The organism is Burkholderia ubonensis (assembly GCF_902833085.1).
GTDB classification, from domain to species: domain Bacteria; phylum Pseudomonadota; class Gammaproteobacteria; order Burkholderiales; family Burkholderiaceae; genus Burkholderia; species Burkholderia ubonensis.
Window position 1 is genome coordinate 776,101 of the sequence record NZ_CADFEB010000002.1, and the last position, 21,055, is coordinate 797,155.

The following is a 21,055-nucleotide window of genomic DNA, read 5'->3' on the forward strand; positions in this document are numbered from 1 at the left end:
CGCGCATTGACGCGCCGGCCCGTCCTGCGGCCGGCGCTGCGGTCCTACGACGAAGGCGGGCGGGGTTTCCTGCCCGCCTTCGTCTTTTCTGGTTTGCCCGATGAACGTCACCGAATACTACGCGCGGGAGCTGACCACGCGCGGTTACCAGTCCGACCCCGCGCAGCGCGCGGCGATCGATCGCCTGCAGCGTTGCTACGACGAGTGGGTGGCCTACAAGGCGCGCCGCTCGAACGCGTTCAAGAAACTCATCATTCGTCCGGACCTGCCGCGCGGCGTCTATATGTGGGGCGGCGTCGGGCGCGGCAAGAGCTTCCTGATGGACAGCTTCTATGCGGTCGTGCCCGTGCAGCGCAAGACGCGCCTTCATTTCCACGAGTTCATGCGCGAAGTGCACCGCGAGCTCGAGGAACTGAAGGGGCAGGCCGATCCGCTCGACGAGCTCGCGCGACGCATCGCGAAGCGCTACCGGCTGATCTGCTTCGACGAGTTCCACGTGTCGGACATCGCCGACGCGATGATCCTGTACCGGCTGCTCGACCGGCTGTTCACGAACGGCGTGCAGTTCGTGATGACGTCCAACTACGATCCGGACGACCTGTATCCGGACGGCCTGCATCGCGACCGGATGCTGCCGGCGATCGCGCTCATCAAGAACAGGCTCGACGTGCTCAACGTCGATGCGGGCGTCGACTATCGCCAGCGCACGCTCGCGCAGGTGCAGATGTACCACACGCCGCTCGGCGCGGACGCGGATCGCGCGCTGCGCCATGCGTTCGCGCAGCTCGCCGCGGTGCCCGACGAGAGCCCGATCCTGCATATCGAGAAGCGCGAGCTGAAGGCGCTGCGCAAGGCCGACGGCGTCGTGTGGTTCGATTTCGCGACGCTGTGCGGCGGGCCGCGTTCGCAGAACGACTACCTCGAGCTCGCGAGCCGCTTCCATGCGATCGTGCTGTCCGAGGTGCCGCAGATGTCGCCGAGGATGGCGTCGGAGGCGCGCCGCTTCACGTGGCTGATCGACGTGCTGTACGACCACAAGGTCAAGCTGCTGATGTCCGCGGCGGTGCCGGCCGAGCATTTGTACATTGAAGGGCCGATGGCCAACGAATTCACGCGGACGGTCTCGCGGATCGTCGAGATGCAGTCGAAGGAGTATCTCAAGACGCCGCGCCGCATCGTCGATACTTCGTTGACCTGAGCGCGAGCGATCGATGCGGCGTGCGAAGTCGCGGTATTCAATGTTTAATTCCGGTTAAATCGATGTCATCTCGTCGTAATTTCGGATTAGTCTTATATTCAACCCCGGGTTGAGCCGATATCGTTGCGTCATGGTTCCTAAGGCTGGAGATGTCCATGACACCGTATCGCGATCTAACCGACGACGAGTGGAAGCGCGTCACGTCGCTTCTACCGGAATTGCAGCCGCGCACCGAGTTGCGCGGCCGGCCGCTCGCCAACACACGCGCCGTGCTGAACGGCGTGCTGTGGGTGATCTACAGCGGCGCGACCTGGTCTGCAATGCCGCGCCGCTATCCGTCGTACCAGACGTGCCATCGCCGCTTCAAGGTCTGGCATGAAACCGGCGCGCTGATGCACGTGATGCGTGCGCTCTATGGCGAGGCGGGCATCAATCTGTGCAACACGCTGGTCACGCGGATGCGCAAGCACGCGCAGTCGAAGGCAGCGGAAGCGCGCAGCGTGGCAATGCCGGCGCCGCGCGCGTATCGGGCGGAAGCACTGAAGCGCGCAGCATGATCGCCCGCATTGCACGCCTGTGTCGTCCCGAAATGAAATCGGCCTGCGACATCGTCGCAGGCCGATTGATGTGATGCGGCGCGCTGTCGCGCGCAGGCCGTTACGGCTGGCGAACCCAGGTCTGTGACCGGCCGAGCAGCGACACGCCGATATAGCCGCGCACGACCAGCTTCTGACCACCGTCGTCCAGCGTCATCTTGCACTTGTAGACCTTGCCGTTCTCGGGGTCGAGGATGTTGCCGCCATCCCAGTGGTCGCCATCCTTCTTCATCGCCTTGATGATCGTCATGCCCTTGATCAGCTGATCCTTGCGTTCGTCCGTGCATGCGGTGCAGCGGCGATCAGGCGTGTCGTTCGCGCCAAGGCCCTTGACGACCTTGCCCGACAGCGAGCCGTCCGAATCCTCGGCGATCTGCACGAGCGCTTTCGGCTTGCCGGTACTGTCGTCGATCGTCTGCCACGTGCCGATCGGGCTGTCGCCTTGCGCAAAGGCGTGCGCGGCACAGGCGAGCAGCGCGCCGGCCAGGGCCATCGCGCGCAACGGGCGGGTCAGGTGAGTCATCGTCGTCCTCCTTGTTTTGCATGTCGTTTTCGAACCGCTCGCACGACCGTCTGCGTGGGACGGTGGCATGTTGCGAGCTTCCGGCAGAATACGTGAAACCAGGCGCCGCGTTTGATAGAGGGGACTCTAATCGAAACGCCCCGCGCGGCGGGCCGAGCGGGGCGCAATCAATTGAGCTGGTACGAGAACGACGCGTTCACGCGCGGGCTGCGCGACGCGCTTTCGAGCGGCGCGTCGCCGACCGGTTTCGCAACGGACAGGTCGAGGCTGTAGTAGCGGCTGTCGGTCAGCCGCACGCCGATGCCGACCGACGACAGCCGGCTCGGCGACGGCGTGCCGGCATGCAGGTAGATCCGCGCCATGTCGTACGCGATGTAAGGCGTGATCGACTTCAGGTAAGTCCAGCCGGGCGAGAACGCGCGATTGACCTCGAGCGACATGCCCCATCCCGAATCGCCCGACGTCTCGCCCGGCTGATAGCCGAGCGCGTAGCGCTGCGCGCCGAACGAGATCTGCTCGGACGTCGGCAGCGAATTCGGGCTGTACTGGCCCGTCAGCGAGACCGACGTGCCGATCCGGAACGGCCATTCGTTGGTCTGCGTGAACGTCGCGCCGGTGCGCACGAAGGTCAGCGAAATCGGGCTCGGCACCGACGTCGTGGCGTTGCCGACGCTGATGTCCTGCGATTTCGACGCGCCGAGAATGTCGAAACCCTTCGCGACGTTCACGCTCAGCTTTCGCACCTGCGTCGGACTCACGCTCGTGTAGTCGAGCTGCATCTGCAGCACGCGAACCTGCGTCCGGTTGTCGAGCGTCGCCCCGTTGATCTGGTTCTGGTAGCGATCCTCGTTGTGCGACGCGTAGCCGGACACGGTGCCGAGCAGGCTGCGCTGGTTGTTCAGCAGTAACGGATAGGATGCCGAAAGACCCAGCTTTTCGTTTTTCACCGTGCGCTGGACGTACGACGGCAGGCCCGGGTTGTCGGCCGGCTTGCCGCGGTACGTGCTGGCGTCGAGGCGCGTGATGAGCCCGCTGCTGCCGACCGGCACCGCGCCGCTGAACGCGAAGTAGGTCTGCTTGTCCCGTCCCGGCGGCGCGAGCGCGGAGATGCTCAACTGCTCGCCGAACGATGTGAGGCCGTTTTCGGTCGCGGTGATGAGGCCTTGCACGCCGGGGTGGTTGAAGTCGATCCCGGTGCCGATGTTGAACGGCTTGCGGTCGACGTTCAGCTCGAGCGTCGTCGCGCCGTCGGTGCTCTGCGGCGGGGGCACGTTGGCCTTCACCGACAGGCCGGGCAGCAGGCCGAACGTGTTCACGTAGCGCTCGAACGTCGCGCGGCGCAGCGGACGATCGGCGGTGATGTGCGCGGCGATCGCGCGGATCTTCGATTCCATCGCGCCGGGCTTGCCGGTGACCTTCACGTCCGCAACATAGCCCTCGACGACGGTCACGCGCACGACGCCGTTTTCGAAGGTTTGCGCGGGGATGAACGCGAACGACAGCGCGTAGCCGCGATCCTGGTAAAGCTTCGTCACGCCGTTGGCGGTCTCGATCAGCTCGCCGATCGTGATGTCCTTGCCGACGAGCGGCGTGAAACGGCGCGAGATTTCCTCGAACGGCACCGATTTGACGCCTTCGACCTGGAACGTGGCCGGCGTCAGGTGACGCGAGAGCAGTTCCTGCAATTGCGGCGCCTGGGGCGCGACCTGCACGGTCACGTTCGGCCCCTTCTTCGGCGCATTGATCTGGGGAAGCGAGTCGACCGGGTTGCCGGCGATGCGCGTCTGCGCCTGTGCCGCGCCTACCGCCGCCGTGATGGCGAGCAGCAGCATCCATTTATCGCGTCTGGATTTCATTGTTGTTCCTCGTTGGCCTTGCTTGTCGTCTTCTAATATCCGCACGCGGCGCCGATGGCGCCGCGCGTGGTGTGCCGCCTTGCCGGTTGCGATCGGGACGGCTGCGCGTTCGATCCGGCCGCGAATGCGCAGGTGTCCTTACTTGCCGACGCCGCCCAGCGTGCCCAGCAACCCCGTGACCGGCGCGAGCAGACCGGTCGATCCGCCCGACGTGGACCCCGTCGCGCCTCCGGCCAGCGACGTGAGCGGTGCAAGCGGGCTCGACGATCCTCCGGTGCTCGCCGTGCCCGTGACAGTATTCAGCAAGCCCGTAACGGGCGCGAGCGGGTTTGTACTGCCCGTGCCGCCCGTCGCGCCGCCGAGTGCGCCGGTGACGGTCGACACGAGACCCGTGACCGGCGCGAGCGGATTGCTCGCGCCGCCCGACGTCGAGCCGCCGATTGCGCCCGTGAGCGGGCCGAGGGGCGTCGAGCCGAGACCCGACAACAGGCCGCCGAGCGGGTTGGTCGAACCCGATGCCGTGCCGCTCGGCGAGCCGCTCTGAACAGTGGCCGTCGAGCCGCCGACGAGGCTCGTGATCAGGCCGGGGATCGGCGCGGCGCCATTCGGGCCGTTCGGATTGACGAGGCCGCCGGCGTTGGTCACGGTGTTGCCGACCGAGCTGACGAGCTGGCCGACGTCGCCGACGAGCGGCTGGCTCGACGTGCCCGCGACCTGCTGGCCGGCCGAGCTGATCGCGCCGCCGACCTGGCCGAGCAGGCCGGAAACCGGCTGGCCGAGGCCCGTCGTCGTGCCGACCTGCTGCGTGAGCTGGCCGGCCGTGATGACGAGCGGCGTGATCGCCGAGCTGAGCGGTTGCGTCACCTGCTGCACGGGGCCGGACGACAGCGTCGAGCCGATCGTGTTGCCGGCGGCGCCGAGGCCGTTGGCGACCGTGTCGAGCACCGTGCCGACCGGGGACGTGACCGGCGCGAGCGGCGCCAGCGGGCCGGTGCCGAGCGCCTTGACCGTCGCGCTCAGCCCGGACACGGTGTTGCTCGTCGCGCCGACGACGTTGCCGAGGCCGGCCACCGTCGTGCCGACCGGGTTCTGCGTGGAGCCGATCTGGCCGAGCCCGTTGCTGACGGCGTCCGCCGCTGCGCCGAGGATCGTGCCCGTGCTCGACACGGTGCTGCCGAGGCCTTGCGTCACGCCGTTGCCGAGGCCCGGCACGCTCACGTTGCCGATCGTGCTGCCGAGATCCGAGGTGGTCTGGCCGAGCGTGCTGACGACGCCCTTGGTGCCCGTCGATCCGCTGCTGGTGCCGCTCGTGCTGGGGTTGTTCGTGCCGCTCGTGGTGCCGCCGTCGGCACTGGCCGGCGGCGCGTTCACGCCGTTGCCGCCGCAGGCGGCGAGCAGGCACGCCGCGGCGAACGCGGTGAGGGGAACGCGCCACTGGCGCAGCGCGGCCGACGTGAGAGTACGTTGCTGGGACATGGTTGACTCCTCGCAGTCTTGTCGATGAATGGAACGAGCGGATTTACTTGTGAATGCCGCCGAGCAGGCCGCCGATCAGCGACGTGACGGGGGCGAGCGGATTCGACGACGTGCCCGAGCTCGTCACTGCGCCGGTGCCGCCGGCCAGCGCCGGTGCGCCCGACGTCGCGCTGCCGGCCGCGGTGGTGACCGTGTTCAGCGCCCCGGTGACCGGCGCGAGCGGGCTGGCGCCGCTGGAGCCACCCGTCGCGCCGCCGAGTGCGCCGGTGACCGTGGAGATGAGACCCGTGACCGGTGCGAGCGGGCTGGTGGAGCCGCCGGTCGCGCCGCCAAGCGCCCCGGTGACGGTCGACACGATGCCCGTGACCGGTGCGAGCGGGCTGGTGGAGCCGCCGGTCGCGCCGCCGAGCCCGCCGGTGACGGTCGACACGATGCCCGTGATCGGCGCGAGCGGGCTGGTGGAGCCGCCGGTCGCGCCGCCAAGCGCTCCAGTGACGGTCGACACGATGCCCGTGATCGGCGCGAGCGGATTGGTGACGCCGCCGCTGCCGCCGGTCAGCAGCCCGCCGACCGCCTTCACGGTATTGCCCGTTGACGAGACCGTGGTGCCGAGGCCGGTCGTGACCGGGTTGCCGCCCGTCGACGCGATCATTGCGCCGGCCTGGTTCAGTCCGTTGCCGAGCGTGCCGAGCAGCGTGTTGACCGGCGCGCCGAGACCGGTTGCGGAGCCAACCGTCTGGGTCGTGTTGCCGACCATCGTCGTGATCGGCGTGATCACGGAGCTGACGGTCTGCGTGACTTGCTGGATCGGGCCGGTCGACAGGGCGTTGGTCAGCGTGTTGCCGCCGTTCGCGACGGTGTTGCCGACCGTCTGCACGAGGCCGCCGACGGCGCCGGTCACGGGCGCGAGCGGCGACAGCGGGCCGCTGCCGAGGCTCGTGACGAGATTGCCGGTCTGCGTGACCGCGTTGCCGAGCTGATTGACCACGCCGCCGGTGCTGGCCACCGTGACGCCGACCGGGTTGCTCGTCGCGCCGAGCTGGCCGAGCCCGTTGCCGAGGCCATCGCCGAGCGCGGTCACCGCGCCGCCGACGCTTTGCACGATGCCGCCGGCCGCTTGCGTCGTCTGCGGGTTGACGCCCGGCAGCGTCTGGCTGCCGACCACGGCGCCGAGACCCGACACGGTCGAACCGACGCCGGTCACGATGTTGCTGCTGCTGGCGAGCACGTTGCCGACCGGGTTCGACGACACGCCCGACGTGCCGCTCGTGCCGCTGGTCGTCCCGCTCGTCGTGCCGCTGGTGCTACCACTCGTTGAACCGCTGGTGCCGCCGCTCGTGCTGCCCGACGTGCCGCTCGTCGAGCCCGACGTGCCGCCGCCGGACGTGGAAATCGAATCGCTGCCGCCGCCCGAGTTCGAGCCGCCGAGGCCCTTGCTGATCGAACCGGAGCCGCCGCAGGCGGACAGGGAAAGCATGGCTGCCACGGTGGCCGTGATCAGAGTCGTCCGGAGCGCGCCATGAGGGATAACCTGAGTGTCCATTTCGTCCTCGCATTAAAACTAGTGTTGTGTTGAGTGGTGCGCGGACTACTCTGCAACTGTCGTGCCATTTCGGCGATCGATGGTTCGACGACGGGTTTTAAACGAGGTATTTCCTTATGGGAAAAGGGCTTGCGTGAATTGAAAGATTGTTGAAAATGTTTGAGCGGCCGGAACCGGGGAGCGATTTCAACGGGTTCGTAACGTAACGTCACATCATTGGCGTTACGCGAGCGACGTAACGTGCGGGGCAGGAGAGTGCGAACGGTCGTCTGTTTTATAGGTGGATTAGATGTGCACATCTAACCTATCGTAAATCCTATGTGTAAAACGTACCGGAACGCCGTACAAATAGGGTGTGCTACGCATCGTTTTTTTCGATCAGGATTGTTAAAAGAGGTTGGAAATTAAAAGGGTTCGGAGATAAGATTCGTGGCAGTTGTAAGTTTTGTACGATTCGGTACACACGTTCGAGGAGATCTATGACGCGAATGTTAATTTCCATCAAATGATGATCCGCGTCGTGCAGGACGCGCTATAAAGAATGGGCATCCGATCGTTGTCACGGCAAGTGTGGCAAACGGCGCGGAGCCAGGCCGGATATGCGAGGACTCAAGCATCGTAAAAGCGGCCAGAGAAACAAACATACAGGCACGAGGAAATAAAATGAAAGCAATGATGATTCGCTTCCTCAAGGAGGAAGACGGGGTGACCGCGATCGAATATGGTCTGATCGCGGGGCTGATTGCTGTTGCCATCATGACGAGCGTCTCGGATATCGGCACTCGACTGGGTCAGGTGTTCACCAACATCTACAACCAGCTGGCAACCGCCGCGGGCTGATCGCTGCGTTCGGCAGTCGTGGCGAGCGAGTCGCGATCGCGACTCGCTCGTTGTCGCACGCGCGTCCGGTTTCGACATGGCACTCCTGTTCAGCATCGGTATTTTCTTCGCCTGGGCGATGCTTGTCGCACTCGGCGATATCCGCTTTCGACGCGTACCGAATACGCTGGTCGTCGCGGGATTGATTGCGGGATTCGCAAGCACATTCGCGCATGCCAATCCATTCGGCATTTTCCCGAAGCAGGCATTAATCGGCATGCTGGTCGGGGCAGTCAGCCTTTTTCCCTTTTTCGCCTTTCGCGTCATGGGCGCAGCGGACGTGAAGGTATTCGCGGTGCTCGGCGCATGGTGCGGCGCGCATGCGCTGTTCTGGCTATGGGCGGTCGCGAGCATCGCGGCCGGCGTGCATGCGCTTGCGCTGATGGCGATGTCGAACACGTCGATCGGCGCGCTGCGGCAGCGCAGCGCGCCCGCGATGACGTTGGGCGGCCGGCGCGCGACGCCGTATGCCGCGTGCCTCGTGGCGCCGGCGGCAGGGTGGCTCGCGCATCTCGTCGCGTCAGGGGGCGTGCAATGACGACGCAGCGACAGCCGCGTGCACGGCGGCGCCAGCGGGGCGCGACGGCGGTCGAGTTCGCGCTCGTGTTCCCGCTGTTCTTCGTGATCTTTTATGCGCTCGTGTCGTACGGGCTGATCTTCGCGATCCAGCAGAACCTGACGCTGGCCGCGACCGAAGGTGCGCGGGCGGCGCTGAACTATGTGCCCGAGGCGAACGGCCAGGGGGCGCAGGCGCTGCAGGACCGCGCGAGTGCAGCCCGCAGGGCCGCGCAGAACCTGACCCGCTGGCTGCCGAACGTCGTGGTGCCGGCGCCGTCGTCGGCGGCGTGCAGCTACGACGCTTCGATGTACTGCGTGACGGTCACGGTGACCTACCCGTATGCGCAATATCCGCTGGTGCCGTCGCTGCCGCTGCTCGGCCTCGTGTTGCCGAGCGCGCTGACGAGCACGGCGACCGTGCAGATCAATCCGGCGACCATCCTGTGACGCAGCATGCGCGACGCGACCCCGATGCGTGAACCCTGATCCGCACTTCGACACAACCGACACGACAACATCACTGACGGCACCCGACACTCACCATGGCGAACAACCTGACCAAAATCATCGCCGGCCTGCTGATTGCGATCGCAGTCTTGCTGGGCATCTATGCATGGATGCTCGGGCGCGGTCCGGCCCGAGCGCCGGCGCCGGTCGTGGCGCAGGCCGCGGTGACGACGACGGTGGCGCTCGTCGTCGCCGCGCACCTGCTGCCGGCCGGGCAGGCGATCACCGCCGACGGGCTGAAGATCGTGCAGGCGCCGGTGTTGCCGGCGGGCGCATTCAGCGATCCGGACGCGCTCGTCGGCCGCGTGCCGGCGAACGACATCCTCGATGCGTCGCCGGTGCTCGCGGCCGCGCTGACGTCGGGGCTCGCGGACCAGGTGGCGCCCGGCGAGCGGGCGGTCGCGGTCAGGGTGGATGAAACGAGTGCGGTCGGCAACCGGCTGCGGCCCGGCAACTTCGTCGACGTGTTCCTGAACCTGAAGCGCGAGGGCGGCGCCGGCGGCCAGACCGGCTCGGAGATTCCGCGTACGCAGGCGCGCCTGCTGCTGTCGAAGGTGCGCGTGCTGGCATTCGGCGATGCGACGCCCGATCGCGACGGCGCGGCTGGGCCGACGAGCATGGCGCGGACCGCGGTGCTCGCGGTACCGACCGCGCAGGTCGACGCGCTGACGCTGGCCGACGCGAACGGTCGCCTGACGCTCGCGCTGCGCAATCCGCACGATGACGAAATCGCCGCGCAGACCGTCGCGATGCGCACGATGGGCGAGCTCGGGCCGTCGGCCGTGGCGGCCACGGGCGTCGCGCTCGACGAGCTGTCCGCGTCGCGCGCGCGCAGCGCGCCACGCGAGCCGGCCGCGCCGCGCGCGCCGGTCATGGCGCGGCCGGGCGGCGGCATCGAAGTGATACGCGGCGGGCGGGCCGAGACGGTCGCCTATTGAACAACTTCTGAACGACAACCCGCACGGTCATCGAAAGCAGCGACACAATGAAGAACACACTGATTGCATTCGCGATTGCCATCTGGACCCTGACAGGCGCGACGCTGGCCGCGGCGGCCGGCGCCGGCGCATCGATCGATCTCGCCGTCGGCTCGCAACGGCAGATCGCCGCCGGGCGCGCGCTGCAGCGGGTGGCGGTCGGCGACCCGTCGGTGGCCGACGTACTGATCATGAAGGGCAGCCGCGCCGGCGCCGTGCTGCTGGTCGCGAAGGCGCCCGGCTCGACGAACGTGATGCTGTGGGAGCGCGGCCGCGACGAGCCGACGGTATGGAACGTCAACGTCGTCGACGCGGCCGCGCATGCGGTGCTCGACAGCTCGACGCCCGACGCGAAGGCGTATGGCGACGTCGCGGTGCTGTCCGGTTCGGCGGCATCGCTCGATGCGCACGAGCGCGCCGCCGCGATCGGCCAGCACATGGCCGACAAGGGGGCCGACAAGGGCGGCGCAAGCTGGGGCGCGGGGGACGCGGGCGCGACCGGCAAGCGCGGCGGCGGCGCGAGCGGAACGCTCGGCAAGGCCGGCAAGGGCGGCACGATGATCGACGCATCGACGGTCGGCGGCCGGAATACCGTGCAGGTCGACGTGCGCGTCGTCGAATTCAGCCGCTCGGTGCTGAAACAGGCAGGGCTGAACTTTTTCAAGCACAGCAACGGCTTCGCATTTGGCGCGCTGGGGCCCGGCGGGCTGCAATCGTATAGCTCGGCAACGAGCAGCACTTCGACGGGCGGCACGTCGACGAACGCGTCGCCTCCCGCAGACTACACATCCGGGCCCGGCACACTGTCGTTCATTCCGACACTGGCAACGCCGCTTGCATCTGCATTCAACCTTGTCGTGAACTCGACCGGCCGCGGCATTTTCGGCGACATCTCGATCCTCGAAGCAAACAACCTCGCACGCGTGCTCGCGCAGCCGACGCTCGTCGCGCTGTCCGGTCAGAGCGCGAGCTTCCTCGCGGGCGGCGAGATCCCGGTGCCGGTGCCGCAGGCGCTCGGCTCGACGGCGATCCAGTGGAAGCAGTACGGCGTCGGCCTGACGCTCACGCCGACGGTGCTGAGTGCGCGGCGCATCGCACTGAAGGTCGCGCCGGAATCGAGTCAGCTCGATTTCGTGCATGGCGTGACGATCAACAGCGTCGCGGTGCCCGCGATCACGACGCGCCGCGCCGACACGACGGTCGAGCTCGGCGACGGCGAGAGCTTCGTGATCGGCGGCCTGATCGATCGCGAGACGATGTCGAACGTCAACAAGGTGCCGGTGCTCGGCGACCTGCCGATCATCGGGGCGTTCTTCAAGACGCTCAACTATCAGCAGAACGACAAGGAGCTGCTGATCATCGTGACGCCGCACCTCGTCGCGCCGATCGCGAAGGGCGCCTCGCTGCCGGCCACGCCGGGCGAGCTGTCCGAGCAGCGCGACGGCCCGGTGTGGCGGTCGTACCTCGGCGGCATCGCATCGCCCGACGCGGCGCCGGGGTTTTCGAAATGAACGCGGGGCGCGTCGTCGCGCGCTGTCTGACCGGGGATGTCCCACATGAACGCGAGAACCCATTCGTTGGCTGAGCCCGCCGTGACCGACTACTTCGTATGCGCGTCGCAGCACGACCGGCATATCGGCTGGCTCGGCGAGACCCTGGTGCCGGCCGGCGCGGTGGAAGCCGCGCCGCTCGATCCGGCCGCGCTTGCACAGCGCATCGCGGGGCTCAATCCCGCGATCGTCTTCATCGATTTCTCCGGCGCGCAGGCGGCGGCGAGTGCGGCCGCCGCCGCGGTGCGGGTCGCGCATCCGGGGCTGCCGGTCGTCGCGCTCGGCACGCTCGCCGAACCGGAAAGCGCGCTCGCCGCGTTGCGGGCGGGCGTGCGCGACTTCATCGACGTGTCCGGCGCCGCGGAAGACGCGCTGCGCATCACGCGCGGGCTGCTCGAGCACGCCGGCGGCGGCGAGCCGGCGAACCGTCACGGCAAGCTGGTCGCGCTGCTCGGCGCGCGCGCCGGAATGGGCGTGAGCACGCTGGCGGCGAACCTGTCGGTCTGGCTGCACAAGCGCGGGTCGGCGGGCGCGGCCGACGGTGCGGCAATCGGTGTATCGAGCGGTGCATCAAGCGGCGGCGCCACGTCGCTCGGCCGGCAGACGGCGCTCGTCGACCTCGGGCTGCCCACCGGCGACAGCGCGCTGTTCCTCAACACGCGCTGCGAGTTTCACTTCGTCGAGGCCGTGCGCAACCTGCGCCGCATCGACCGCACGTTCGTCAACACCGCGCTGACCCGCCATGCGAGCGGCGTCGCGCTGACGACGCTGCCACCGAACCTCGCCGACCTGCGCGAGGTGTCGTACGCGTCGTGCGTCGGCCTGCTGAACCGGCTGCGCGCGTTCTTCGACCAGCAGCTCGTCGATCTCGGCGGGTTCTCGAACCGGGAATTCGTCGCGCAGATCGCGGCGGCGTCCGACGAGGCGTGGCTCGTCTGCGACCAAAACGTCGCGTCGATCGTGTCGGCGGTCGACCTGCTCGAGGGGCTGCGCGATGCGGGCGTCGACAGCGGCAAGATGCGGCTCGTCGTCAACCAGTACGACCCGGCGCTCAGCCTGACGCCGACCCAGATCGCCGACCGCCTCGGCGTCGCGTTGCTGGCGACGCTGCCCGCGCGCCGCGTGCCGATCGGCCAGGCGGCGAACCAGGGCCGGCTCATCGTCGACACGGCGGAGCGCGACCCGTACGTGCGCGCCCTCGAGCCGCTCGCCGAGCGGCTGGCGGGCGCCGCCGCCGCACCGCGCGCCGCGTCGGGTCTTTCCGCGCTCAAGCGCTTCATTCAACCTTCGTCCAGGCGATCGTAAGCGATGGCACACGACATTCAATTCGCCGACGGCGCCGCGCCGTTCTCCCAGACGCAGCAATTCCACGACATCAAGAATGCCGCGCACGAGCATCTGCTCACGCGGATCGAGGAGCTGGGCGCCGAGTTCGGACGCTGGTCGCGGCAGGCGATCAACCAGTTCGTCGACCTGGAAATCGACAGCTTCGTGCGCCTGCGCCGCATCCCGCTCAACGAGAACGAGGTGCGCACGATCGCGGAGGCGCTGACGAAGGAGCTCGCCGGCTTCGGGCCGATCGAGGACCTGCTCGCCGATCCGCACGTCGAGGACATCCTCATCAACGGCTACAAGGACATCTACGTGTCGCGCCACGGCGTGCTGGCGAAGCTGCCGGTGCGCTTCACCGACAACGCGCACCTGCTGCGGATCGTGCGGCGCATCCTCGCGCCGATCGGCCGCCGCCTCGACGAATCGAATCCGATGGTCGATGCGCGGCTGCCGGACGGCGGGCGCGTGAACGTCGTGATCGAGCCGCTGTCGATCGACGGGCCGGTGGTGTCGATCCGCAAGTTCCGCAAGGACCCGCTGAAGCCGGCCGACCTGCTCGCCAACAGCACTTTCAACGAGGAGCTCGGCGCGCTGCTCGAGGCGGCGGTCGAGGCGCGCTGCAACATCCTCGTATCGGGCGGCACGAGCTCCGGCAAGACGTCGCTGCTCAACGCGCTCGCATTCCACATTCCCGAGCCCGAGCGCGTCGTCACGATCGAGGACACGGCCGAGCTGTCGCTGAACCACCCGCACGTGGTGCGGCTCGAGAGCCGGCCGGGCGGCTTCGACGGCACCGGCGTCGTGACGATCCGCGACCTGCTGCGCAACACGCTGCGGATGCGGCCGGACCGCATCATCGTCGGCGAAGTGCGCGGCGGCGAAGTGCTCGAGATGCTGCAGGCGATGAACACCGGGCACGACGGCTCGATGGGCACCGTGCACGCGAGTTCGCCGCGCGAGTGCCTGTACCGTCTCGAGATGCTGGCCGGCTTCGCCGGGTTCCAGGGCACCGAATCGAGCCTGCGCCGGCAGATCGCGAACGCGATCGACTTCATCGTGCAGATCGGCCGGCTGTCGAACGGGCGGCGGCGGATCCTGTCGATCACCGAGGTCACGGGGCTGTCGGACAACATCATCGCGACGCAGGAGCTGTACCGCTACGAAGCGCGCGTGACGCCCGAAGGCGACGAAGTCGACCACTGGGAATCGCTCGGCATCCACCCGCATTCGCCGAAGCTCGCGCGCTTCCGCCAGACGCTGTCGGGCGGCGGGTTCGGGGGAGGTGGCTTCGGCGGCGACGGCTTCGGCCGCGGCGGAGGCTTCAATGTCTAGCCTGATGGTCGCCGCGCTGGCGCTCGCGCTCGTCTGCATCGCCGCCGCGCTGCTGCTGTGGCGGCACGGCGAGCTCAGGCGCGCTCGCGCGGATGCGCAGCGCTTCATCGACAGCCGGATCGAGCCGGCCGCGCGCGCGCGGGGCATGACGCAGGGGGCGTCCGCGCCGGGCGCACGGGCGGCGCAGGCGTCCGGCGGAACCGGCGCGCGCGCGGCCGCCCCGGCCTCGGGATCGGCGCCCGCGTCGCGCTGGGTGCACTGGCGCGACCGGCTCGCCGAATACCTCGACCATCTCGCGAGCCGCGCCGGGATCGAGGATGCGCGCGGCAAGGGGCTGCTCGCGCTGGCGGCGCTGGCCGCCGTCGCGCTCGTCGCAGGGCGGACCGGCGGGCTGCTCGGCAGTGTCGCGGCGCTCGCGGCCGGCCTCGCGCTGCTCGCGTTCTGGCTCGTGTCGCGGATTCATCGCCGCCGCCTGCAGATCGTGCGGCAGCTGCCGTCGTTCCTCGACGGGATCGTGCGTCTCGTGACGCTCGGCAACAGCGTGCCGGCCGCGTTCCAGGCCGCGCTGCTGACGACCGAGGCGCCGTTGCGCGGCTGCCTCGACGTCGTGTCGCGGATGCTGCGCACGGGCGTCGAGATCGATCGCGCGATGGTGCATATCGCGAAGGTCTATCACACGCGGGAGTTCGAACTGGTCGGGTCGGTGCTGCGGCTGTCGGTGCGCTACGGCGGCCGCGCCGACGTGATGCTCGAACGCATGGCGGTGTTCATGCGCGATCTCGAGCAGGCGGAGCGCGAACTGGTGGCGATGTCGTCGGAGACGCGGCTGTCGGCCTGGGTGCTGGTGATGCTGCCGATCGCGATCGGCGGCTTCGTGATCGCGACGAATCCGTCGTATCTCAGTGCGATGTGGAACGACGACAGCGGGCGCTCGTACCTGTATCTGGCCTTCATCATGCAGATCGCGGGCGGCGCCTGGCTGTACCGGATGTCCCGGCTCAGGTGATGCGATGACGCCCAATCAACTCGGATCGATTGCGCTCGCGCTCGGCGCGCTCGGCGTGCTGCTGCTGGCCTGGCTGGCGCTGCGGCGCGCGGGCGCGGAGTCGCGCAGCCGCCGCGCGCTGGCCGATGCGCTGGACCGCCGCGCGGCCACGCTCACGGCAGCGGGTGCGCGCCCCGCGCCGGACGGCGCCGCGCCGCCGCCGAAGCGCGAGACGCCGGCCGCCGCCGGGCGGCGCGCGCGCATCGCGCAACTGCTCGAGCGGATGTCGACGGCCGGCGCCCGCTGGCTCGATACGGGGTTCGGCCGGCACATCGTCGCGGACGAGGACCGCCGGCTGCTCGAACAGTGCGGTTATGCCGACGCGCGCACGCGCGGGCTGTTCCTGAGCGCGCGGATGGCCGGCGCGCTCGTCGCGCCGGTGCTGTTCCTCGCCTTCGTCGGGCCGCGCCTGCACGGCGGCCGCTGGGTGCTCGGCCTCGTGCTGGCGTTCGTCACGGGCTTCATGCTGCCGAAGATCCTCATCCGGCGGCGCGCGGCTGCGCGCCGGCAGGCGGTCGTCGACGAGCTGCCGCTGCTGGTCGACATGCTGCGCCTGCTGCAGGGCGTCGGCCTGTCGCTCGACCAGAGCCTGCAGGTCGTGACGAATGATTTCAGGGGAATGATGCCGGTGCTGTCGTCGGAGATGGGCATCGCGCAGCGGCAGTTCGCGGCCGGACGCACGCGCGAGCAATCGCTGCAGCGGCTGGCGTCGGGCTTCGACAACGAGGACCTGCGCGCGATCGTGCGCCTGATGATCCAGGTCGACAAGCATGGCGGCGCGGTGCAGGAGCCGCTCAAGCAGTTCGGCGACCGGCTGCGCGAGGCGCGCCGCGCGATGCTGCGCGAGCGCATCGGCCGCCTGACGGTGAAGATGACGGGCGTCATGATCGTCACGCTGCTGCCGGCGCTGCTGATCGTGACGGCAGGCCCCGGGATGATCTCGGTGATGCACGCGCTGTCGCTGGCGCAGCACTGACGCGGCGAATGCGAGGAACGAAGATGAAGCGGATCGATGGAATCGTGAAACTGGCGGGCGTGACGGTGCTGGCGGGGCTGCTCGCCGCCTGTTCGTCGTTCAAGGAAAGCGGGTATGGCGTCGGCGTGCAGGCGGAGCGCGCCGCGCTGATGGATGCGGCCGGCCGCAAGCAGGCCGCGCCCGATACGCCCGCCATGTATCTCGGGCTGATCGAGCGGATGCAGGCGCAGGGGCTCTATTACGCGTCGCTCGCGCATATCGACGCGTACGAGAAGCAGTACGGCGCGTCGCCGGAGTCGACGTTGCTGCGCGCCGACGCGCTGCGCATGACCGACCAGCCGGCTGCGAGCGCGGCCGTCTATACGCAATTGCTGAACACGCCGCTCGCCGCGCGCGGGTATCGCGGGCTCGGGCTGATCGCCGGCGCCGCGGGGGACTTCGAGCGCGCCGCGCAGGCGTTGTCGCAAGCGTCGGTGCTCACGCCGACCGACGCGTCGATGCTGTCCGATCTCGCGTACGCGAAGCTGCGCTGCGGCGACGTGCAGGGCGCGCGCGTGCCGCTGATGAAAGCCGCCGAGCTCGACCAGAACAATCCGAAGATCATCAGCAACGTGATGCTGTACCTGCTGGTGTCCGGCCACGCGCGCGACGCGCAGAAGCTGATGGGCCAGCAGAAGCTGCCTGCGGAAATCCGCAACGACATCCGCAACGACGCGGCGCGGATCGCCGCGGCCGCGCGCGCGTGGCGGCGGCCCGTGGCCACGCCGGCCGCACCGGCCGTCGGCTCGGGCAGTGTCGTCGACGTGCCCGGCAGCGGCGCCGCGAAGGGCGGCGCGCCGGTCGCGAGCATCCAGGGATTCGATTCAACCGCGCCGCTGCTGCAGCGGTTCGCGCAATGACAAGACGTTCGGGGGAACCGACATGAGCGACAACGACAAGAACCTCGACCGGTGGATGCGCGCGTGTCGCGCCGCTGCGCTGGTCGCGCTGCTTGGCGCGGCGGCAAGCGCGCAGGGCCAGCAGCAGGCCGGGAACGCGGCCGTGAATTCGACCGTGAATTCAACCGTCAATGCGGCCGAGATCGGCCGCTCGACCGAAACGTGGCTCGCGCTGCAGCGGGACAACCGGGCGGCCGGTCCGGACCTGCCGATGCTCGGCGACGCGGCGTCGCTCGCGTACCAGCGCTATCTCGACTCGTTCAAGAACAAGATTCCGGATTCGATGGGCTCGCCGCTGGGCTCGGGCGGCGGCGCATCGTCCGGCGGACAGGGCTCGGCGCAAGCGTATTGAGGCAGCGATGAGCACGGCTCGATTCCCCGGATGCCGCCCAACCGGGCGCGACCGCCTGCGGATGCGCGGCCAGCGCGGCGCCGTGTCGGTCCTGGCGACCGTCTGGGTGCTCGTCGCGCTCGTGACGCTGGGCGCGATCGACATCGGCAACCTGTTCTTCCAGCGGCGCGACCTGCAGCGGATCGCGGACCTGTCCGCGCTGGCCGCGGTGCAGTCGCTCGACCCGTCCGACACGTCGTGCGGCGCGGCGAACACGGCCGCGCTGAACAATGCGCGTGCGAACGAAACGTCGAACACGGTGACGACGGGCGCGCCCGCGCGCGGGCAGGACCAGGTCGCGGCGACCTGCGGCCGCTGGGATCCTCAGGTGTATGCGGGCCGGCCGGCGTACTTCGCGCCCGCCGCGAGCGGGATGACGCAGCTCAACGCCACGCAGGTGACGGTCACGCGCACGATGCGCTATTCGTTCCTCGGCGTCGTGTCGATGCTCGGCGCGGGGCCGGGCACGATGTCGGCCACCGCAACCGCGCGCGTGAGCGCGATCGACACGTTCTCGATCAGCGCGACGCTCGCGAGCGTCGATCCGGTCTGGCTCAACGGCATCCTGTCGGCGTTGCTCGGGACGAGCGTCAGCCTCACGCTCGCCGACTATCAGGCGCTCGCGGGCGCGAACATCAAGCTGCTCGGCATCTCGAGCGCACTCGGCGCCGGGACGGTGAACGGGCTCGTGGGCCTGTCGGTGACGGTGCCGACGCTGATCGGCAACCTGAGCGCGTATGTCGGCGCATTGCAGGCCGGCGGCGGCAACGGCCCGGGTTACGTCGCGCAGCTGCAGGCCGCGTCGACGGCGCTCGGCAAGCTGGCGGGCGCCCGGGTCGGCAACACGAGCGTCGTCGTCGCCAATGCGCCCAACGCGCTGCTGAACATCAGTCTCGGCAATCCGCAGTCGGGCGCCGACGCGCAGGTCAACCTGCTCGACCTGCTGACGACGGCGGCGCAGGTGGGCGCGTACAACAAGGGGCAGGCGGTGTCGCTGAACACCGGCGTCACGCTGCCGCTGGGCGCGAGCGGCTTCAATGTCGTGTCGCTGCAGCTGCAGGTGCTGAATCCGCCGTCGATCGCGGTCGGCGAGGCAGGGCTGCTGCCGAACGGGACGTGGCGCACGCAGGCGTCGTCGGCGCAGATCGGCGTGTATCTGAACGTGCAGACGCCGAGCATCTCGCTCGGCACCGATGCGCTGCTGGGGCCGCTGGGCCTGAGCGGATTGCTGAACATTTCCGCTTCGTTGAGCGGGATCAATCTGCCGATCTATCTGCTCGTCGGCGGGCCGGCCGTAGCGAGCCTCGCGGCGACGAAGTGCGGTTCCGCCACCACGCCGAGCACGACGACGATCGTCGCGACGCCGGGCATTGCGAAGCTGTGCATCAGTGCGCCGCCGTCCGGCACGCTGAATCTGTCCAATGTGAGCAGCTGTCCGGCCGCGGGCACGTTGCAACTGCTGAACCTGTCGGCATCGGCCACGGTGCTGGGCGTCACCACGTCGCAGACCCTGCCGGTTTCCGCGTCGATCTCGAACCCGGTGCTGCAGATCGTCGGCACCGCGTCGTCGAGCGCGCCGTACGCGGGCTACCCGTCGGCCACGCCTTACCACTTCTGCAACGCGCCGGCCGGCCTGGCGGCTCCGGTGTCGTGCGGCAGCGGCTGGGTGAGCCCGTCCACCGCGTCGAGCCCGAACAGCTACTGGACCACCTACGTGAACAACCTCGGCGCGTCGCTCGGCACGGCACTCAGCAACATCAACCTGAACGCGATCACGATCCTCGGCATCCCGATCCCGCTCGGCCCGCTGCTCAACGCGATCGGCAGCCTCGTGCTGCAGCCGGTGCTGTCGGCGCTCGATGCCGTGCTCGTGCCGATCCTCGGGCTGCTCGGCGTCCAGGTCGGCCAGGCGACCGTGCATCAGATCTCGCTGACCTGCAACGCAGCGCAACTCGTCAACTGAAGAAGCCTCCGAAGAATGAGAACCACGCCCGCAATCGAAGAGCTCGACCTGTACGTCTGGGAAGGCAAGGCGGACATCGTCGACCGGGTCGCCCGGTGCATGGCGAGTTTCGACGTCGAAGTGATCCGCGCCGACAACGCGGAACTGTCGCCCGAGCGCGCCGCGATGCGCCCGTCGCTGGCGATCATCAGCGTGACGATGATCGAGACCGGCACCGCGTTCCTGCGCGACTGGCAGGCCAACATCGGCATGCCGGTCGTCTGGGTCGGCGCCGCGCGCGACCACGATGCGTCGCAGTATCCGCCCGAGTATTCGCACATCCTGCCGCTCGACTTCACCTGCGCGGAACTGCGCGGGATGGTCGGCAAGCTCGTCACGCAGCTGCGCGCGCACGCCGCGGAGACGCTGCAGCCGTCCGAGCTCGTCGCCCACTCGGAATCGATGCAGGCGCTGCTGCGCGAAGTCGACACGTTCGCCGACTGCGACACCAACGTGCTGCTGCACGGCGAAACCGGCGTCGGCAAGGAACGCATCGCGCAACTGCTGCACGAGAAGCACTCGCGCTACCGGCTCGGCGAATTCGTGCCCGTCAACTGCGGCGCGATTCCGGACGGCCTGTTCGAATCGCTGTTCTTCGGCCACGCGAAAGGCTCGTTCACCGGCGCGGTTGTTGCGCATAAAGGGTATTTCGAGCAGGCCGCGGGCGGCACGCTGTTCCTCGACGAGGTCGGCGACCTGCCGCTCTACCAGCAGGTGAAGCTGCTGCGCGTGCTCGAGGACGGCGCGGTGCTGCGCGTCGGCGCGACGTCGCCGATCAAGGTCGATTTCCGCCTCGTCGCCGCGAGCAACAAGAAGCTGCCGCAGCTCGTCAAGGAGGGGCTGTTCCGCGCCGACCTGTATTACCGGCTCGCGGTGATCGAGCTGAGCATTCCGTCGCTCGAGGAGCGGGGCGCGGTCGACAAGATCGCGCTGTTCAAGTCGTTCGTCGCGCAGGTGGTCGGCGGCGAGAAGCTCGCGCAGCTGCCCGACCTGCCGTACTGGCTCGCGGACGCCGTCGCCGACAGCTATTTCCCCGGCAATGTGCGCGAATTGCGCAATCTCGCCGAGCGCGTCGGCGTGACGGTGCGGCAGACGGGCGGCTGGGACGCCGCGCGGCTGCAGCGCCTGGTCGCGCATGCGCGCAGCGCCGCGCAGCCGGTGCCGGCGGAGAGCGCGGCCGAGGTGTTCGTCGACCGCAGCAAGTGGGACATGAGCGAGCGCAGCCGCGTGATCGCCGCGCTCGACGCGAACGGCTGGCGCCGCCAGGACACCGCGCAGCAGCTCGGCATCAGCCGCAAGGTGCTGTGGGAAAAAATGCGCAAATACCAGATCTTCGACGAGGAGCCCGAGACCCGCGACAGTGAGTAAATAATGAG

Annotated in this window: 19 protein-coding genes; 15 read left to right on the forward strand and 4 right to left on the reverse strand. The window is 68.7% G+C overall.

All coding sequences use genetic code 11. From position 1 onward, the window contains the following. The first annotated feature begins 100 nt into the window (after positions 1-100). Both zapE and HWX31_RS07540 read left to right on the forward strand, forming a co-directional pair. Positions 101-1,198 carry a cell division protein ZapE gene (zapE, locus tag HWX31_RS07535; RefSeq protein ID WP_174965633.1) on the forward strand — a complete coding sequence of 366 codons (1,098 nt, stop codon included), beginning with the start codon at positions 101-103 and terminating at the stop codon, positions 1,196-1,198. A 155-nt stretch (positions 1,199-1,353) separates the two neighbouring features. Beyond that, positions 1,354-1,755: a transposase gene (locus HWX31_RS07540; protein WP_059617190.1), complete on the forward strand. Its 402-nt coding sequence runs from the start codon at positions 1,354-1,356 to the stop codon at positions 1,753-1,755. A 100-nt stretch (positions 1,756-1,855) separates the two neighbouring features. On the opposite strand, the gene HWX31_RS07545 is transcribed toward HWX31_RS07540, so the two are convergent. The 4 genes from HWX31_RS07545 to HWX31_RS07560 all read right to left on the reverse strand — a co-directional run bounded on the left by HWX31_RS07545 (position 1,856) and on the right by HWX31_RS07560 (position 7,192). Next, positions 1,856-2,317, reverse strand: a complete 462-nt coding sequence (locus tag HWX31_RS07545; RefSeq protein ID WP_174965634.1) for a DUF2147 domain-containing protein — start codon at positions 2,315-2,317, stop codon at positions 1,856-1,858. A 167-nt stretch (positions 2,318-2,484) separates the two neighbouring features. Continuing rightward, a complete protein-coding gene (locus HWX31_RS07550; RefSeq protein ID WP_174965635.1) occupies positions 2,485-4,173 on the reverse strand; it encodes a ShlB/FhaC/HecB family hemolysin secretion/activation protein in 1,689 nt (562 codons plus the stop codon). Positions 4,174-4,311: 138 nt separating this feature from the next. After that, complete coding sequence (locus HWX31_RS07555; RefSeq protein WP_174965636.1) at positions 4,312-5,649, reverse strand: collagen-like triple helix repeat-containing protein; 1,338 nt, start codon at positions 5,647-5,649, stop codon at positions 4,312-4,314. A gap of 43 nt (positions 5,650-5,692) precedes the next feature. Next, positions 5,693-7,192: a collagen-like triple helix repeat-containing protein gene (locus tag HWX31_RS07560; RefSeq protein ID WP_174965637.1), complete on the reverse strand. Its 1,500-nt coding sequence runs from the start codon at positions 7,190-7,192 to the stop codon at positions 5,693-5,695. A 663-nt stretch (positions 7,193-7,855) separates the two neighbouring features. On the opposite strand from HWX31_RS07560, the gene HWX31_RS07565 reads away from it, so the two are divergent. From HWX31_RS07565 to HWX31_RS07625, 13 genes are all read left to right on the forward strand, one after another. Beyond that, positions 7,856-8,032 carry a Flp family type IVb pilin gene (locus tag HWX31_RS07565; protein ID WP_174965638.1) on the forward strand — a complete coding sequence of 59 codons (177 nt, stop codon included), beginning with the start codon at positions 7,856-7,858 and terminating at the stop codon, positions 8,030-8,032. 76 nt (positions 8,033-8,108) lie between these two features. Continuing rightward, positions 8,109-8,609, forward strand: a complete 501-nt coding sequence (locus HWX31_RS07570; RefSeq protein WP_174965639.1) for an A24 family peptidase — start codon at positions 8,109-8,111, stop codon at positions 8,607-8,609. Next, on the forward strand, positions 8,606-9,076 hold the full coding sequence (locus tag HWX31_RS07575) for a TadE family protein (RefSeq protein WP_059617202.1): 471 nt from the start codon (positions 8,606-8,608) through the stop codon (positions 9,074-9,076). Before HWX31_RS07570 ends, HWX31_RS07575 begins: the two co-directional genes overlap by 4 nt. Before the next feature lie 95 nt (positions 9,077-9,171). Then, entirely contained in the window at positions 9,172-10,074 is a 903-nt protein-coding gene (gene cpaB / locus HWX31_RS07580) for a Flp pilus assembly protein CpaB (RefSeq protein ID WP_174965640.1), read from the forward strand. 47 nt (positions 10,075-10,121) lie between these two features. After that, entirely contained in the window at positions 10,122-11,624 is a 1,503-nt protein-coding gene (locus HWX31_RS07585) for a type II and III secretion system protein family protein (protein ID WP_174965641.1), read from the forward strand. Between the two features lie 45 nt (positions 11,625-11,669). Next, positions 11,670-12,968, forward strand: a complete 1,299-nt coding sequence (locus tag HWX31_RS07590; protein WP_174965642.1) for a fimbrial protein — start codon at positions 11,670-11,672, stop codon at positions 12,966-12,968. A gap of 3 nt (positions 12,969-12,971) precedes the next feature. Continuing rightward, the gene (locus HWX31_RS07595) at positions 12,972-14,327 is read left to right on the forward strand and encodes a TadA family conjugal transfer-associated ATPase (RefSeq protein WP_060114220.1); all 1,356 of its coding nucleotides are present in this window, start codon (positions 12,972-12,974) and stop codon (positions 14,325-14,327) included. Next, positions 14,320-15,333 carry a type II secretion system F family protein gene (locus tag HWX31_RS07600; RefSeq protein WP_174965643.1) on the forward strand — a complete coding sequence of 338 codons (1,014 nt, stop codon included), beginning with the start codon at positions 14,320-14,322 and terminating at the stop codon, positions 15,331-15,333. The genes HWX31_RS07595 and HWX31_RS07600 overlap by 8 nt, the downstream gene beginning before the upstream one ends. 4 nt (positions 15,334-15,337) lie before the next feature. Beyond that, a complete protein-coding gene (locus HWX31_RS07605; protein ID WP_175933890.1) occupies positions 15,338-16,348 on the forward strand; it encodes a type II secretion system F family protein in 1,011 nt (336 codons plus the stop codon). Between the two features lie 23 nt (positions 16,349-16,371). Continuing rightward, entirely contained in the window at positions 16,372-17,247 is an 876-nt protein-coding gene (locus HWX31_RS07610) for a tetratricopeptide repeat protein (protein ID WP_174964226.1), read from the forward strand. Positions 17,248-17,269: 22 nt separating this feature from the next. After that, the gene (locus HWX31_RS07615) at positions 17,270-17,638 is read left to right on the forward strand and encodes a DUF3613 domain-containing protein (protein WP_174964225.1); all 369 of its coding nucleotides are present in this window, start codon (positions 17,270-17,272) and stop codon (positions 17,636-17,638) included. A gap of 7 nt (positions 17,639-17,645) precedes the next feature. Further along, positions 17,646-19,640, forward strand: coding sequence for a TadG family pilus assembly protein (locus HWX31_RS07620; protein ID WP_174964224.1), 1,995 nt, complete (start codon positions 17,646-17,648; stop codon positions 19,638-19,640). A 15-nt stretch (positions 19,641-19,655) separates the two neighbouring features. Next, entirely contained in the window at positions 19,656-21,047 is a 1,392-nt protein-coding gene (locus HWX31_RS07625) for a sigma 54-interacting transcriptional regulator (RefSeq protein ID WP_174964223.1), read from the forward strand. The last annotated feature ends 8 nt before the right edge of the window (positions 21,048-21,055 follow it).

What these genes read in the sequence shown, in the direction of transcription:
- zapE (WP_174965633.1), top strand. Translation starts at nt 101, where the DNA reads ATGAACGTCACCGAATACTACGCGCGGGAGCTGACCACGCGCGGTTAC.
- HWX31_RS07540 (WP_059617190.1), top strand. Translation starts at nt 1,354, where the DNA reads ATGACACCGTATCGCGATCTAACCGACGACGAGTGGAAGCGCGTCACG.
- HWX31_RS07545 (WP_174965634.1), bottom strand. Translation starts at nt 2,317, where the DNA reads ATGACTCACCTGACCCGCCCGTTGCGCGCGATGGCCCTGGCCGGCGCG.
- HWX31_RS07550 (WP_174965635.1), bottom strand. Translation starts at nt 4,173, where the DNA reads ATGAAATCCAGACGCGATAAATGGATGCTGCTGCTCGCCATCACGGCG.
- HWX31_RS07555 (WP_174965636.1), bottom strand. Translation starts at nt 5,649, where the DNA reads ATGTCCCAGCAACGTACTCTCACGTCGGCCGCGCTGCGCCAGTGGCGC.
- HWX31_RS07560 (WP_174965637.1), bottom strand. Translation starts at nt 7,192, where the DNA reads ATGGACACTCAGGTTATCCCTCATGGCGCGCTCCGGACGACTCTGATC.
- HWX31_RS07565 (WP_174965638.1), top strand. Translation starts at nt 7,856, where the DNA reads ATGAAAGCAATGATGATTCGCTTCCTCAAGGAGGAAGACGGGGTGACC.
- HWX31_RS07570 (WP_174965639.1), top strand. Translation starts at nt 8,109, where the DNA reads ATGGCACTCCTGTTCAGCATCGGTATTTTCTTCGCCTGGGCGATGCTT.
- HWX31_RS07575 (WP_059617202.1), top strand. Translation starts at nt 8,606, where the DNA reads ATGACGACGCAGCGACAGCCGCGTGCACGGCGGCGCCAGCGGGGCGCG.
- cpaB (WP_174965640.1), top strand. Translation starts at nt 9,172, where the DNA reads ATGGCGAACAACCTGACCAAAATCATCGCCGGCCTGCTGATTGCGATC.
- HWX31_RS07585 (WP_174965641.1), top strand. Translation starts at nt 10,122, where the DNA reads ATGAAGAACACACTGATTGCATTCGCGATTGCCATCTGGACCCTGACA.
- HWX31_RS07590 (WP_174965642.1), top strand. Translation starts at nt 11,670, where the DNA reads ATGAACGCGAGAACCCATTCGTTGGCTGAGCCCGCCGTGACCGACTAC.
- HWX31_RS07595 (WP_060114220.1), top strand. Translation starts at nt 12,972, where the DNA reads ATGGCACACGACATTCAATTCGCCGACGGCGCCGCGCCGTTCTCCCAG.
- HWX31_RS07600 (WP_174965643.1), top strand. Translation starts at nt 14,320, where the DNA reads ATGTCTAGCCTGATGGTCGCCGCGCTGGCGCTCGCGCTCGTCTGCATC.
- HWX31_RS07605 (WP_175933890.1), top strand. Translation starts at nt 15,338, where the DNA reads ATGACGCCCAATCAACTCGGATCGATTGCGCTCGCGCTCGGCGCGCTC.
- HWX31_RS07610 (WP_174964226.1), top strand. Translation starts at nt 16,372, where the DNA reads ATGAAGCGGATCGATGGAATCGTGAAACTGGCGGGCGTGACGGTGCTG.
- HWX31_RS07615 (WP_174964225.1), top strand. Translation starts at nt 17,270, where the DNA reads ATGAGCGACAACGACAAGAACCTCGACCGGTGGATGCGCGCGTGTCGC.
- HWX31_RS07620 (WP_174964224.1), top strand. Translation starts at nt 17,646, where the DNA reads ATGAGCACGGCTCGATTCCCCGGATGCCGCCCAACCGGGCGCGACCGC.
- HWX31_RS07625 (WP_174964223.1), top strand. Translation starts at nt 19,656, where the DNA reads ATGAGAACCACGCCCGCAATCGAAGAGCTCGACCTGTACGTCTGGGAA.